The 13231-nt window shown below is 74.8% G+C and carries 13 protein-coding genes and 1 riboswitch; of the genes, 7 read left to right on the top strand and 6 right to left on the bottom strand.

The features are described from left to right. The first annotated feature begins 20 nt into the window (after positions 1 to 20). Both D7193_RS27435 and gcvP read left to right on the top strand, forming a co-directional pair. Entirely contained in the window at positions 21 to 920 is a 900-nt protein-coding gene (locus D7193_RS27435) for an NAD-dependent protein deacetylase (RefSeq protein ID WP_174242750.1), read from the top strand. Positions 921 to 1029: 109 nt separating this feature from the next. After that, positions 1030 to 1128: riboswitch (glycine riboswitch) on the top strand. 72 nt (positions 1129 to 1200) lie between these two features. After that, positions 1201 to 4023 carry an aminomethyl-transferring glycine dehydrogenase gene (gene gcvP, locus D7193_RS27440; RefSeq protein ID WP_120782539.1) on the top strand — a complete coding sequence of 941 codons (2823 nt, stop codon included), beginning with the start codon at positions 1201 to 1203 and terminating at the stop codon, positions 4021 to 4023. A 115-nt stretch (positions 4024 to 4138) separates the two neighbouring features. Here the strand turns inward: gcvP and D7193_RS27445 are convergent, their stop codons facing one another. Further along, positions 4139 to 4339 (bottom strand): DUF5999 family protein, encoded by a 201-nt coding sequence (locus D7193_RS27445; RefSeq protein WP_120330837.1) that lies wholly within the window; start codon positions 4337 to 4339, stop codon positions 4139 to 4141. Between the two features lie 123 nt (positions 4340 to 4462). Here D7193_RS27445 and D7193_RS27450 point away from each other — a divergent pair, with 123 nt between their 5' ends. Continuing rightward, complete coding sequence (locus tag D7193_RS27450) at positions 4463 to 5665, top strand: chorismate-binding protein (protein WP_120782540.1); 1203 nt, start codon at positions 4463 to 4465, stop codon at positions 5663 to 5665. Between the two features lie 241 nt (positions 5666 to 5906). Here D7193_RS27450 and pip read toward each other — a convergent pair whose 3' ends face one another. Next, the gene (gene pip, locus D7193_RS27455; protein ID WP_120782541.1) at positions 5907 to 6857 is read right to left on the bottom strand and encodes a prolyl aminopeptidase; all 951 of its coding nucleotides are present in this window, start codon (positions 6855 to 6857) and stop codon (positions 5907 to 5909) included. Positions 6858 to 6898: 41 nt separating this feature from the next. Between pip and D7193_RS27460 the strand changes: the two genes are divergently transcribed. Beyond that, on the top strand, positions 6899 to 7387 hold the full coding sequence (locus D7193_RS27460) for a MarR family winged helix-turn-helix transcriptional regulator (protein ID WP_206612007.1): 489 nt from the start codon (positions 6899 to 6901) through the stop codon (positions 7385 to 7387). A 64-nt stretch (positions 7388 to 7451) separates the two neighbouring features. On the opposite strand, the gene D7193_RS27465 is transcribed toward D7193_RS27460, so the two are convergent. Together D7193_RS27465 and D7193_RS27470 are read right to left on the bottom strand one after the other, a co-directional pair. Beyond that, on the bottom strand, positions 7452 to 8264 hold the full coding sequence (locus D7193_RS27465; RefSeq protein ID WP_120782542.1) for an ABC transporter permease: 813 nt from the start codon (positions 8262 to 8264) through the stop codon (positions 7452 to 7454). After that, positions 8261 to 9220: an ATP-binding cassette domain-containing protein gene (locus D7193_RS27470; RefSeq protein ID WP_120782543.1), complete on the bottom strand. Its 960-nt coding sequence runs from the start codon at positions 9218 to 9220 to the stop codon at positions 8261 to 8263. The genes D7193_RS27465 and D7193_RS27470 overlap by 4 nt, the downstream gene beginning before the upstream one ends. Before the next feature lie 76 nt (positions 9221 to 9296). On the opposite strand from D7193_RS27470, the gene D7193_RS27475 reads away from it, so the two are divergent. Together D7193_RS27475 and def are read left to right on the top strand one after the other, a co-directional pair. After that, positions 9297 to 10067, top strand: a complete 771-nt coding sequence (locus tag D7193_RS27475; RefSeq protein WP_241563539.1) for a TetR/AcrR family transcriptional regulator — start codon at positions 9297 to 9299, stop codon at positions 10065 to 10067. A 10-nt stretch (positions 10068 to 10077) separates the two neighbouring features. After that, positions 10078 to 10587 carry a peptide deformylase gene (gene def, locus D7193_RS27480; protein WP_120782545.1) on the top strand — a complete coding sequence of 170 codons (510 nt, stop codon included), beginning with the start codon at positions 10078 to 10080 and terminating at the stop codon, positions 10585 to 10587. 33 nt (positions 10588 to 10620) lie between these two features. Here the strand turns inward: def and D7193_RS27485 are convergent, their stop codons facing one another. Beyond that, positions 10621 to 11394: a GNAT family N-acetyltransferase gene (locus D7193_RS27485; RefSeq protein WP_120782546.1), complete on the bottom strand. Its 774-nt coding sequence runs from the start codon at positions 11392 to 11394 to the stop codon at positions 10621 to 10623. Between the two features lies 1 nt (position 11395). Continuing rightward, on the bottom strand, positions 11396 to 12169 hold the full coding sequence (locus D7193_RS27490) for a sulfite exporter TauE/SafE family protein (RefSeq protein ID WP_277749928.1): 774 nt from the start codon (positions 12167 to 12169) through the stop codon (positions 11396 to 11398). 207 nt (positions 12170 to 12376) lie between these two features. Here D7193_RS27490 and D7193_RS27495 point away from each other — a divergent pair, with 207 nt between their 5' ends. Beyond that, entirely contained in the window at positions 12377 to 13156 is a 780-nt protein-coding gene (locus tag D7193_RS27495) for an endonuclease/exonuclease/phosphatase family protein (RefSeq protein WP_120782547.1), read from the top strand. Positions 13157 to 13231: the final 75 nt, after the last annotated feature.

Here is a 13231-nt window from a genome sequence, read left to right on the forward strand (position 1 = left end):
CGGGCTTGTGCTGAGGCAGCATGGACGGCGTGAGCGAGATGATCGGCGCGCTGGTCGACCGGGTGGCCGGCGGTGGCGTCGTGGTGCTGAGCGGGGCGGGCCTGTCGACCGAGTCGGGTATTCCGGACTACCGGGGGCCCAGCGGGGCGGCGCGGCGGCACACCCCGATGACGTACCAGACGTTCACGCGGGATCCGCTGGCGCGGCGCCGCTACTGGGCGCGTAGCCACCTGGGGTGGCGGTTGATGGCCCGGGCCGAGCCGAACGACGGGCACCGGGCGGTGGCCCGGTTGCAGCGGGCCGGCCTGGTCGACGCGGTGATCACCCAGAACGTCGACGGTCTGCACACGGCGGCGGGCAGCACCGGGGTGGTGGAGTTGCACGGCCGGCTCGACGAGGTGGTCTGCCTCGACTGCGGCAACCAGACGTCCCGGGAGGAGCTGGACCGGCGGCTGCGGGAGGCCAACCCGGGCTTCGACGCGCGGGTCGCCGCCGTCAACCCCGACGGTGACGTGGATCTCGACGACGCCGAGGTGGCCGGGTTCCGTACGGTCGACTGCACGTTCTGCCGCACGGGCACGCTGAAGCCGGATGTGGTGTTCTTCGGGGAGACGGTGCCCGCGCCGCGGGTGGCGCGGTGTTTCGCGCTGGTGGAGCGGGCGCGGCTGCTGCTGGTGCTGGGTTCGTCGTTGACGGTGATGTCGGGCCGACGGTTCGTGCTGCGCGCGGCGAAACTCGGCATTCCCGTGGTGATCGTGAACCAGGGGCCGACGCGGGGTGACGGGTACGCGGCGTTGACGGTGGACGCGCCGCTGGGCCGGGTGCTGCCGGCGGTGGCCGACCGGGCGGTCGGGCCGCTGCCGGGCGGGCTGTCCCGGCCGGGCACGGCGGGCGCCCCGGTGGCCGCCGCGGCAGGCTAGACCGGCCCCCGCGGCAGGCTAGACCGGCCCCCGCGGTCGCTCATGATCGCTGTGCCGGGGGACGACGGCGGTGGGAAACCCGCGCGCTGGTAGCGTTGACCCTGCCGGTAACACCCACGGGGGAGAGACCGCCCAGGAGCACCCGGGGCGGCGCCGAAGGGGCAAATCCTCCCCGGAACCTCTCAGGCAAAAGGACCTCGTGGGCAGGCACTGTGGAGCGCCGTGCGGGCGCGACAGAGGGGGAGGCCGACCTGTCGACCTCGCCCCGGGAGCGCAGCCCATGACCGCAGAGCAGTTCGCCACCCGTCACATCGGCCCCGGCCCGGACGACGAGCGCCGGATGTTGGAGACCGTCGGCTACGGCTCGATCGACGAGCTGATGGACGCGGCGATTCCCGAGGTGATCCGCTGGCACGGCACCCTCGACCTGCCGGACCCGGCGACCGAGGCGGAGGCGCTGGCCGAGCTGCGGGCCCTCGCCGGCCGCAACACCGTCGCCGTGTCCATGATCGGCCTGGGCTACCACGGTACGCACACCCCTGCGGTGATCCGCCGTAACGTGCTGGAGGACCCGGCCTGGTACACGGCGTACACGCCGTACCAGCCGGAGATCAGCCAGGGCCGGCTGGAGGCGCTGCTGAACTTCCAGACGATGGTGACCGACCTGACGGGGCTGGCCACCGCGAACGCGTCGATGCTCGACGAGGGCACGGCCGCGGCCGAGGCGATGACCCTGGCCCGGCGGGCGTCGAAGAGCAAGAGCCCGGTGTACGTGGTCGACGCCGACGCGCTGCCGCAGACCATCGCGGTGATCGGCAGCCGGGCGGAGCCGCTGGGCATCGAGGTGCGGGTGCTGGACCTGGACGCCGAGGAGCTGCCCGGCGAGTTCTTCGGCCTGCACCTGCAGTACCCGGGCGCGTCCGGCGCGGTGCGTGACCACGCGCCGCTGGTCGAGGCGGCCCACGCGGCGGGTGCCCTGGTGACCGTCGCGGCGGACCTGCTGGCGTTGACGCTGCTGCGCCCGCCGGGGGAGATCGGCGCGGACATCGCCGCGGGCACCACCCAGCGGTTCGGGGTGCCGATGGGCTTCGGCGGCCCGCACGCCGGCTACCTGGCGGTTCGGTCGGGGCTGGAGCGGATGCTGCCGGGCCGGCTGGTCGGCGTGTCGAAGGACGCGGACGGCAACCCGGCGTACCGGCTGGCGTTGCAGACCCGGGAGCAGCACATCCGGCGGGAGAAGGCGACCAGCAACATCTGCACCGCCCAGGTGCTGCTGGCGGTGATGGCCGGCATGTACGCCGTCTACCACGGGCCGGACGGGCTGCGGGCGATCGCCGGGCGCACCCACGGCATGGCGGTACGGCTCGCGGCGGCGCTGCGCGCCGGTGGCGTCGAGGTCACCGACGTGCCGTTCTTCGACACGGTGAGCGCCGTGGTGCCCGGCCGGGCCGCCGAGGTGGTGGCCGCCGCCGCGGGGCGGGGGGTGAACCTGCGGCTGGTCGACGCCGACCGGGTGGGTGTCTCCTGCGACGAGACGACCACCGACGCGCACCTGGCGGCGGTGTGCGCGGCGTTCGGTGTGGCGGGCCCGACCGGTGAGGCCGGGTCGCGGCTGCCGGAGGCGCTGGCGCGTACGTCGGAGTTCCTGACCCACCCGGTGTTCAACACCCACCACTCGGAGACGGCGATGCTGCGCTACCTGCGCCGGCTGGCCGACTTCGACTACGCCCTGGACCGGGGCATGATCCCGCTGGGCTCCTGCACGATGAAGCTGAACGCGACCACCGAGATGGAACCGGTCAGCTGGGCGGAGTTCGCGCACATCCACCCGTTCGCGCCGGCCGAGCAGACCGCCGGCTACCGGGAGATGATCGGTCAGCTGGAGGGGTGGCTGGCGGAGCTGACCGGGTACGACGCGGTCAGCGTCCAGCCGAACGCCGGGTCGCAGGGTGAGCTGGCGGGGCTGCTGGCCATCCGCGCGTACCACCGGGACCGGGGCGAGGGGCACCGCGACGTGTGCCTGATCCCGTCGTCGGCGCACGGCACGAACGCGGCCAGCGCGGTCATGGCCGGGATGCGGGTCGTCGTGGTGGCCTGCGACGCGGAGGGCAACGTCGACCTGGTCGACCTCGACGCGAAGATCGACAAGCACCGGGACGCGCTCGCCGCGATCATGGTGACGTACCCGTCGACGCACGGGGTGTACGAGACGGGCATCGCGCAGCTGTGCGCGAAGGTGCACGACGCGGGCGGGCAGGTGTACGTCGACGGCGCGAACCTCAACGCGCTGGTCGGGTTCGCCAAGCCGGGCCGGTTCGGCGCGGACGTGTCGCACCTCAACCTGCACAAGACGTTCTGCATTCCCCACGGTGGTGGCGGGCCGGGTGTGGGACCGGTGGCGGTGCGGGCGCACCTGGCGCCGTTCCTGCCGGGTGACCCGGGCGGGGCGCACGTCGACGGGAAGCCGGCGATCTCGGCGGCCCGGTACGGGTCGACGGGGATCCTGCCGATCCCGTGGGCGTACCTGCGGATGATGGGCGCGTCGGGGCTGACCCGGGCCACGGGGGTGGCGGTGCTGGCGGCGAACTACGTGGCGGCGCGGCTGCGCAACCACTTCCCGGTGCTGTACGCGGGCAACAAGGGCCTCGTCGCGCACGAGTGCATCCTGGACCTGCGGCCGCTGACGAAGGCGACCGGTGTGAGCGTGGACGATGTGGCGAAGCGGCTCATCGACTACGGCTTCCACGCGCCGACGATGTCGTTCCCGGTGGCGGGGACGCTGATGGTGGAGCCGACCGAGAGCGAGGACCTGGCCGAGCTGGACCGGTTCTGCGAGGCGATGATCGCGATCCGGGCGGAGATCGACAAGGTGGGCGCCGGGGAGTGGCCGGCCGGGGACAACCCGCTCGCGAACGCGCCGCACACCGCGGCGATGGTCAGCGGTGACGAGTGGCCGCACCCGTACCCGCGGTCGGTGGGCGCGTACCCGGCCGGGGTGGACCGGCTGGGCAAGTACTGGCCGCCGGTGCGGCGGATCGACGGCGCGTACGGCGACCGGAACCTGGTCTGCTCCTGCCCGTCGCCGGAGGCGTTCGAGAGCTGACCGGTGTGCGCCGGGGCGGTGTTCGCGCCGCCCCGGCGGCGTCGACCTGGGCGTGGTGGTCCCGGACCGGGGGACTAGCCTGGTCGACGATCGTCTGGTGACTCAGCGTGGTCGGTCAGGCGACGAGGGCGTGGCGGGCGGGCCCGCGGTGCGGGGCGATGCTGCGGCCGTCGGGGAGTAGCTCGCCGGTGTCCTCGAAGACGATGACACCGTTGCAGAGCAGGCTCCAGCCCTGCTCAGGGAAGCAGGCGATGACCCGTGCGGCTTCCCTGTCGGTGGCATCAGCGGAGGGGCAGGTGGGTTGGTGCTGGCACATCGGGTTCTCCGGACTGTGGGGGCACTGTGTCATGGTTCACATGACCAGTGACGCACAGTACCAAGCGAAAGTGGCCGGCATCGAGCAGGAGTACGCGTGCGGGGCGGGAAATCCGCTGAACGGATGAGGCAGATAGGGCCGGACGGCGTGGACACGCTCCCATTACTTACTGTTGTCAATGTGCCGGCGGCGCCCGCCGGCTGCCGCCGTACGCTGGTCGAACGGGCCCGCTGGGAGTGGCGCCCGGCCGACGGCGGTGACCCGGCCGTCGCCGCACAGGAGTTCCTGGCCGCCCACGGGCTGCCGCTGGACGACCTGGCCCGCCCCGCGGCCGGCCACGATCCCACCGGCCCGTGTGGCGCCGCCCTGTACGTCTCGGCGGCGGCCGGCGCGCTGCTGGCCGGCGCGCCGCCCGGGGCCGCGACCCCGACGCCCGCCCTGCCGGACGTCGCCGTGGTGGTCTACGGCCACGCCGACGCGAGACGCGTACGCCCGGCGTCCCCGGCGGCCGGCCCGTGGCGGCTCGGCGACTGGGCCGAGAGCTGGACCCCGGCCGAGCACGCCGCGGCCGTCGAGGCGGTGCGCGAGGCCATCGCCCGCGGCGACGTCTACCAGGTCAACGTCGTGGGCCACGCCTGCGCCCGGTACGCCGGCGACCCGCTGCCGGCGCTCGCGCGCCTCGGCGCGCTGCCCGGCGCCCGCTACGGCGGCACCCTGACCGGTGCGGGCTGGGCGATCGGCTGCGCCTCCCCGGAGACGCTGGTCGAGCTGACCGGAGGGCGGCTCGTCACCCGCCCGATCAAGGGCACCCGGCCGGCCACCGCCGCCGGCGCCCGTGAGCTGCTGGCCAGCGCGAAGGAACGCGCCGAACACGTGATGATCGTCGACCTGGAGCGCAACGACCTGGCCCGCGTCGCCCGCACCGGCACGGTGCGGGTGGACGAGCTGTTCGCGGTACGCCGGTGGTGCGACCTGTGGCAGGCCGAGTCGACGGTGTCCGCGGCGGTCGCCGACGGGCTCGGCCTCGCGGACCTGCTGCGCGCCGTCTGCCCCGGTGGGTCGGTCACCGGCGCCCCGAAACGCGCCGCCCTGGACCGCATCGCGGCGCTCGAACCGGTCGGGCGCGGCGCCGGCATGGGCGCCCTCGGCTGGGTCGCCCCCGGCCGGATCGACCTGGGGTTGACCATCCGCACCGCCGCCGCCGACGCCGAGCGGGTGCACGTGTGGGCCGGCGGCGGCATCACCTGGGGCAGCGACCCCGAGGCCGAGGTCGCGGAGGCCGCCGCGAAGAGCGCGCCCGTGCGGGCCGCCCTCGCCGGCCGCTGACCCGCCCTGGCCGAGGGCTGCCGGCGGCGCGGGCGTGGCCGCGTGGTCCGTGCGGCGGCCGTCGCGGTGAGGGGCGAGAGCGCCAACCGTGGTGGGCGGTGCCGACGGGGCCGTCTTTCGCCGCGAGCGTGATGCCTCAGCGTCACAAATATGCCTGTGAGGCATCACGCTCGTGAGGAGACCTGCGGCCGGTAGGCCGACCGGGAGCGGCCGGCTCCGAGCCGGCCCGGCGGCGGCCGGCTCAGCGGCGGGTGGCGAAGCCGTCGAGGGCGGCGAGCACCTTGTCTCCGATGCCGTGGCCGGCGCCGTGCCCGGCGCTCTCGACCAGGTCCAGCCGGGCGTCCGGCCAGGACCGTGCCAGCTGCCAGGGGATGTCGGCGGGACTGCTCACGTCCAGGCGCCCGTGCACCAGGACACCCGGGATGCCGGCGAGCCGTCCCGCCTCACGCAGCAGCTGGCCGTCGGGCAGGAAGGCGGCATGCCGCCAGTAGTGGGTGACCAGCCGGGCCGACAGCATCCGGAACTCGGGGTCGTCGAAGCGGGGATCGGGACGCCACCCGGGCACCGTGCGGACGTGGGTGTCGTCCCAGGCGCACCAGTCGCGGGCCGCCCGCTCGCGGACCGCCGGGTCCGGATCGGCCAGCAGCCGGGCGTACGCGTCGACCAGGTCGCCGTCGCGTTCGTCCGCCGGTACGCCGTCACGGAACCGGGCCCACTCGGCCGGGAAGAGCCGGCCCATGTCCCGGGTGATCCAGGTGACCTCCCGGCGGCTCGTGGTGACGACGCTGAACAGCACCAGCTCGCTGACCCGGTCGGGGTGCCGCTGGGCGTACGCGAGCCCGAGCGTGGACCCCCACGAGGCGCCGAGCACCAGCCACCGGTCCACGCCGAGGTGCGCGCGCAGCCGCTCGATGTCGGCCACGAGGTGACCCGTGGTGTTGACCGACAGGTCCACGGCCGGGTCGGCGGCGTGCGGGCGGCTGCGGCCGCAGCCACGCTGGTCGAACAGCACCACCCGGTAGCGGTCCGGGTCGAAGTAGCGCCGCCACCCGGCCGTGGCCCCGGAGCCGGGGCCGCCGTGCAGCACCACGGCGGGTTTGCCGTCGGGGTTGCCGCAGGTCTCCCAGTACACGAGCTGACCGTCGCCGACGTCGAGCAGGCCGTGCGCGTACGGCTCCACCGCTGGGTACATCCGTCCTCCCTCAGATACAACAGCGCTGTTACATTAGCGGGGTGACCGAGGTGCCGGACCGGGAGGCGGTGGGGACGTTGCTGCGGCACGTCCTCGAGGTGCTCGACGGCGACGTGGCCGCCGTCTACGCCGAGCGCGGGTTGGCGGACTACCGTCCCCGCTTCTCGCCGCCGCTGCGGGTGCTGGTCGCCGACGGGCCGCTGCCGATCCGCGACCTGGCCCGCCGGGTGGGGGTCACCCACTCGGCGGCCAGCCAGACGGTGGCGCAGATGGCCCGGGCGGGGCTGGTCGAGCTGACCCCGGGGGCCGACGCCCGGCAGCGGATCGTGCACCTGGGCGCCCGGGCGCGGGAGCTGCTGCCGGTCGTCGAGGCGGAGTGGGCGGCCACGTCGGCGGCCATGCGCGGCCTGGACGACGAACTGCCGGTGCCGTTGGCCGAGATGCTGCACGCGGTGCTCGACGCCGTACGCCGCCGGTCCCTGCGCCAGCGCATCGCCGACGCCGGCCTGCCCACGCCGCCCCCGGCCTGACCGGCCGACCGCGCGCACCCCCGGGCCGGCAGCCCCGTGTCGCGCCGCCGGCCCGAGGCCGCGGTCAGCGACTCAGCTGGCGGTAGCGGCGCACCGACAGGGGCAGGAACACCGCGACGAGCAGCACCGGCCAGGCGACCGCCAGGGCCACGGCGTGCTGCGCCGCGAAGGAGTCGCCACCCCAGCCGGGGTTGCCGAACAGTTCCCGGCAGGCGGCCACGGTGGCCGACAGAGGGTTCCACTCGGCGATCGGGGCGAGCCAGCCGGGCATGGTCTGCGGGGCCACGAACGCGTTGGAGGTGAACCCGACCGGCCACACCAGGATCTGCAGGACCATGACCGACTCCGGGCGGCGCAGCACCAGCGCCAGGTGGATGCCCACCCAGATCAGCGCCACCCGCAACAGCAGCAGCAGCCCCACGGCCGCCAGGGCGTGGGCCAGGCCGTTGCGCCACTGCCAGCCGACCAGCCACCCGCAGGCCAGCATCACGGCCAGACCGGCGGCGGAGTGCAGCAGGTCGGCGAGGGCCCGCCCGGTGACGACGGCGGACCGCGCCATCGGCAGCGACCGGAACCGGTCGGTGACCCCGCGCGCCGCGTCGGCGGCCACCGCGGCGTAGCTGGCCTCGACACCGAAGGCCATGGTCATCGCGAACATGCCGGGCAGCAGGAACTCCCGGTAGTCGCCGCCGCCGGGCACGGCGATCGCGCCGCCGAACAGGTAGCCGAACATCAGCACCATGAGCACCGGGAACAGCAGCCCGATGATCAGCTCGGCGGGTTGGCGGGCCCAGTGGCTCATCGACCGGCCGGTCAGCACCAGCGTGTCGGAGACCGCCCAGCGCAGGCGGCGCGGCGCGAGGGAGAGGGTGCTCACGCGGCCACCTCCGCCCGCTCGCCGGTGAGGCGCAGGAACACCTCGTCGAGGGTGGGGCGGCGCACCGCCACGTCGGCCACGCCGACCCCGGCCTCGTCCAGTGCCCGCAGCACCGCGGTGAGGGCCGCGACCCGGTCGGTGATCGGGACGCTGATCCGCAGCGCGGCCGGGTCGAGGTCGCACGGGGCGGTGAGCGCCGCACTGACCGTCGCGGCGGCCCGGGTCAGGTCGGCGGTGTGGTGCAGCAGCACGTCCAACCGGTCGCCACCGAGGCCGTCCTTGAGTCGTTCCGGGGTGCCCTCGGCGACGACGCGGCCGGCGTCGACCACGGCGACGGTGTCGGCGAGCTGGTCGGCCTCCTCCAGGTACTGGGTGGTCAGCAGGACGGTGGTGCCGTCGGCCACCAGCGCGCGCAGCGCGTCCCACACCTCGCTGCGCGCCCGCGGGTCGAGCCCGGTGGTGGGCTCGTCGAGGAACAGCACCGGTGGGGCGAGGAGGAGGCTCGCGGCCAGGTCCAGGCGTCGGCGCATCCCACCGGAGTAGCCGGACACCGGCCGCGACGTTGCGGCGGTGAGCCCGAACCGGTCCAGCAGGTCGTCGGCCCGGGCCCGCGCCGCGCGCCGGGACAGGTGGTGCAGCCGGCCGAACAGGGTGAGGTTCTGCCGGCCGGTGAGCACGTCGTCGACGGCCGCGTGCTGCCCGACGAGACCGATCGCGGCGCGTACCCGGTCGGGGTGGCGGGTCACGTCGTGCCCGGCGACGCGGGCCCGTCCCGCGTCGGGGCGCAGCAGGGTGGTGAGGACCCGCACCGCCGTGGTCTTGCCCGCCCCGTTGGGGCCGAGCAGCCCGCAGACGGCGCCGGCCGGCACGGACAGGTCGAGCCCGGCCAGGGCCTCGGTGTCGCCGTACCGCTTGCGCAGTCCTTCGGCCTCGACGGCCGGTGATCCGGTGTGCATGGGCGTGTCCCTCCGCGTCGTTTACCGTACGCCGTACCGTACAGCGTACGACGAGAGCGGCGGTAGAGTCCGGGACGTGACCACGGAGTACAGCGGCACCGGCGACCCGGCCCGCAGCCTCGCCCTGCTGTGGCGCACCCGCGAACCGGCCAGCCGACGGGGCCGCACCGACCTGACCGTCGACCGGATCGTCCGGGCCGCCGTCGACGTCGCCGACACCGAGGGACTCGCCGCGCTGTCCATGCGCCGCGTGGCCGAACGCCTCGGCGTGGGCACCATGTCGCTCTACACCCATGTCCCCGGCAAGGGCGAACTGCTCGACCTGATGCTCGACACCGTCTACGGCGAAACCCTCGCCGAACCCGACCCGACCGACGGGTGGCGCGCCCGGCTGGAACACCTCGCCCGCGAGTCCTGGGCGCTGTACCTGCGCCACCCGTGGCTGCTGCAGGTCGCCACCACCCGCCCCCCGCTGGGCCCCAACCTGATCGCCCGCTACGAACGCGAACTGCGGGCCGTGGACGGCATCGGCCTCACCGACCTCGAGATGGACGGCGTCGTCACCCTCGTCGGCGGGTTCGTCCACGGCGCCGTCCGCGGCGCCGTCGAGCAGGCCCAGGCCGCCGAACGCACCGGCATGACCGAGGAACAGTGGTGGCAGGCGCACGCCCCGTACCTGGAAAAGGCCATGGACCCGCGCCGCTTCCCCCTCGCCGCCCGGGTCGGCCAGGCGGCCGGGGAGGAGTACCAGGCCGCCGCCGACCCGGTACGGGCGTTCGAGTTCGGCCTCGCCCGCATCCTCGACGGCATCGAGGTGCTCGTCCACGACCGGCACCCCGCCGGATAATCTTGCCGGCATGACGATGCGGCCCATCCGGATCATCGGAGACCCCGTGCTCCGCACCTCCTGCACGCCGGTGACGAGCTTCGACGCCGAGCTGCGCACCGTGGTCAGCGACCTGATGGACACCCTGCTCGGCGCGCCCGGCCGGGCCGGCGTCGCCGCACCGCAGATCGGCGTGGACGCCCAGGTGTTCGTCTACGACGCCGACGGGCACCGCGGTCACCTGATCAACCCAACCCTTGAGCTGTCCGAGGAGACCCAGGACGACGACGAGGGCTGCCTTTCCATCCCCGGCCTGTACTTCCCGACCCGCCGCGCCCTGCACGCCACCGCGCACGGCTTCGACCAGCACGGCGAACCACTCACGATCTCCGGCAGCGGCTTCCTCGCCCGGGCGTTGCAGCACGAGACCGACCACCTCGCCGGCCGCCTCTACGTCGACACCCTCACCGGGGAGACCCGGCGGCGGGCGCTGCGCGAGATCCGCGCCGGCCGCTTCGACTCACCCAGCCGCCGCGGCTGACCCGTTCGCCGAGCCGGCCCGCAGCGGGCCGGCTCACCGGCGGGCGGTCAGCGTGAACTCGCCGTAGTCGGCGACCCGCGTGAACCCGAGCCGCTCGTACAGCCGCACCGCCGTGCCGTTGTCCGCCCGCACGTTGAGCGTGACGTGCGCGACGGTCTCCCGCAGCCGGTGGCACAGCGCGGCCACGACCGCCGCGCCCAGGCCCCGCCCCCGCACCCGCGGATGCGTGGTGACGTTGCCCAGGGCCGCCACCCCGTACGCGGGCGACCACACGTGGACACCGGCCACCGCGACCAGCGCGTCGCCGTCACGCACACCCACGTACTGGCCGGTGTCCAGCATCCGCGGGTCGAACCAGTTGCCCGGATACGCCTGCGCGTACAGGGTGGTCAGCCGCGGCAGGTCCGCCGCGCCCAGCGGCCGCCCCGCCGGGACGACCCCCGCCAGGCGCGCCGGGTCCGTCAACGCCATCTTGTGGTGCGCGGCCGGACCGTCGAGGTCGAACGCGGGCGCGAGCGCCGCCTCCAGACCGGGGGAGAGGTGCGCGTACAGCCGTCCCGGCAGCACCGGGGTCAGGTCGGCCAGCAGCGCCGCCAGCTCCCCGGCCTGCTCCGGCGCGGCGAACGCCAGCAGCGTCGGCGGCTCCACCCCGTGGTACAGCAGCGCCACCTGGTCACCACGGCGGAACCACGAGGTGTACGGCCAGAAGAAGTCGTCCAGGTCCCCGAGCTGGTAGGCGTGCAGCACCGGGTCCCGGCCGAGCAGCCCGGCCAGCACGGTCCGGTCGTGTTCCGCGCGTACCGGCACGTCAACCCGCCAGCCACTGGTCGTAGCCGAGCTTGCCCACCAGCGCCAGCACCACCACCAGCAGCACGACGCGGACGAACCCGGCGCCGCGGCGCAACGCCATCCGCGCCCCCACCGCCGCGCCGGCGATGTTGCACACCGCCATCCCCGCGCCGAGCAGCCACCACACGTGCCCGGTCGCCGCGAACACCACCAGCGCACCCAGGTTGGTGCCGGCGTTGACCACCTTCGCCATGGCCGAGCCGTGCACGAAGTCCGCGCCGACCAGCGCGGTGAACGCCAACACCAGGAACGTGCCGGTGCCCGGGCCGATGAGCCCGTCGTACAGGGCGATACCGACACCGGCGAGCGCCACCGCCGCGGCCACCCGGGCCGGGGTACGCCGGTGCGGCAGCGACACCACACCCAGCCGCGGGCGCAGCAGCACGAACAACGCCACCGACAGCAGCACCACGAGCACCACCGGCCGGTACGCCGACGCCGGCACCGCACCCGCCAGCACCGCGCCCACGCCCGAACTGAGCACCGCCAGCCCCGCCGCCGGACCCGTCACCGACCAGTCGATCTTCGTACGTCGCGCGTACGTCGCCGCCGCCGTCGCGGTGCCGGCGATCGCGGCGAGCTTGTTCGTGCCCAGGGCCGTGGCCACCGGCACCCCCGGCGCGGCCACCAGCAGCGCCGGCAGCAGGAGCAGCCCACCGCCGCCCACGACGGCGTCGACCCAGCCGGCCATACCGGCCGCGGCGAGGAGCGTGATCAGCGAAGCGGGGTCCACGGGCGGCCATTCTTCCGACCCGCCCGGGTCCGCCGCCGTCGCCTGTGGCCAGCCTCACCCGGCCACCCGACCCACCCCGGGCAGGTCACCGGCCCCGCCGGCGCCGCAGCCACACCCCGGCCGCGCCCACCGCCACGAACACCAGCATCGAACAGAGCAGCGCCTTGACCACCGGGCAAGACTGCCACGGCGTCGTAGGGTGCAGGAGTGCGCCTGGCCACCTTCAACCTGCTGCACGGCCGATCACTCACCGACGGCCTCGTCGACCCCGACCGGCTCGCCGCGGCCGTCACCGCCCTCGACGCCGACGTGCTCGCCCTTCAGGAGGTCGACCGGGACCAGAGCCGCAGCGGCAACCTCGACCTCACGGCCATCGCCGCCCGCGCCCTCGACGCCCCCCACCACCGCTTCGCCGCCGCCGTCGTCGGCACCCCCGGCGAACGATTCCGCCCCCTCACCGGCGACGACGACGGGCACGGCGAACCCTGCTACGGCATCGGCCTGATCAGCCGCTACCCCGTACGCACCTGGCGCGTCACCCGGCTCACCCGCGCACCCGTCCGCTCACCGGTCTACGTCCCCGGGCCCGGCGGCGGCCTCGTCCTCCTGCACGACGAACCACGCGTGGTGCTCGCCGCCGTCCTCGACACCCCCCACGGGCCGCTCACCGCCGCCGCCACCCACCTGTCCTTCGTACCCGGGTGGAACCTGCGCCAACTCCGGCAGGTCGTCCGCGCGCTCCGCGCCCTTCCGGCGCCCCGCGTCCTGCTCGGCGACCTCAACCTTCCCGCCGGCGTGGTCCGTGTCGTCTCCGGCTGGCACCCCCTGGGCCGCCGCCCCACCTACCCGGCCGGCGAGCCCCGCGTCCAGCTCGACCACGTCCTCGCCGACCGGCAGGCCCGGCGTCAACTCCCACCCGTCACCGCGGTCGGCACACCCCTGTCCACGATCTCCGACCACCGCCCCCTGATCATCGATCTCGGCTGACGCCACCGCGCTCGGCACCTGTCCCGCACCCCCCGGCAGCAGGGGAGAGGGCCCCTCACCCGCCGAGACGCAAGA

Source organism: Micromonospora costi (genome assembly GCF_003626655.1).
GTDB classification, from domain to species: Bacteria; Actinomycetota; Actinomycetes; order Mycobacteriales; family Micromonosporaceae; genus Micromonospora; species Micromonospora costi.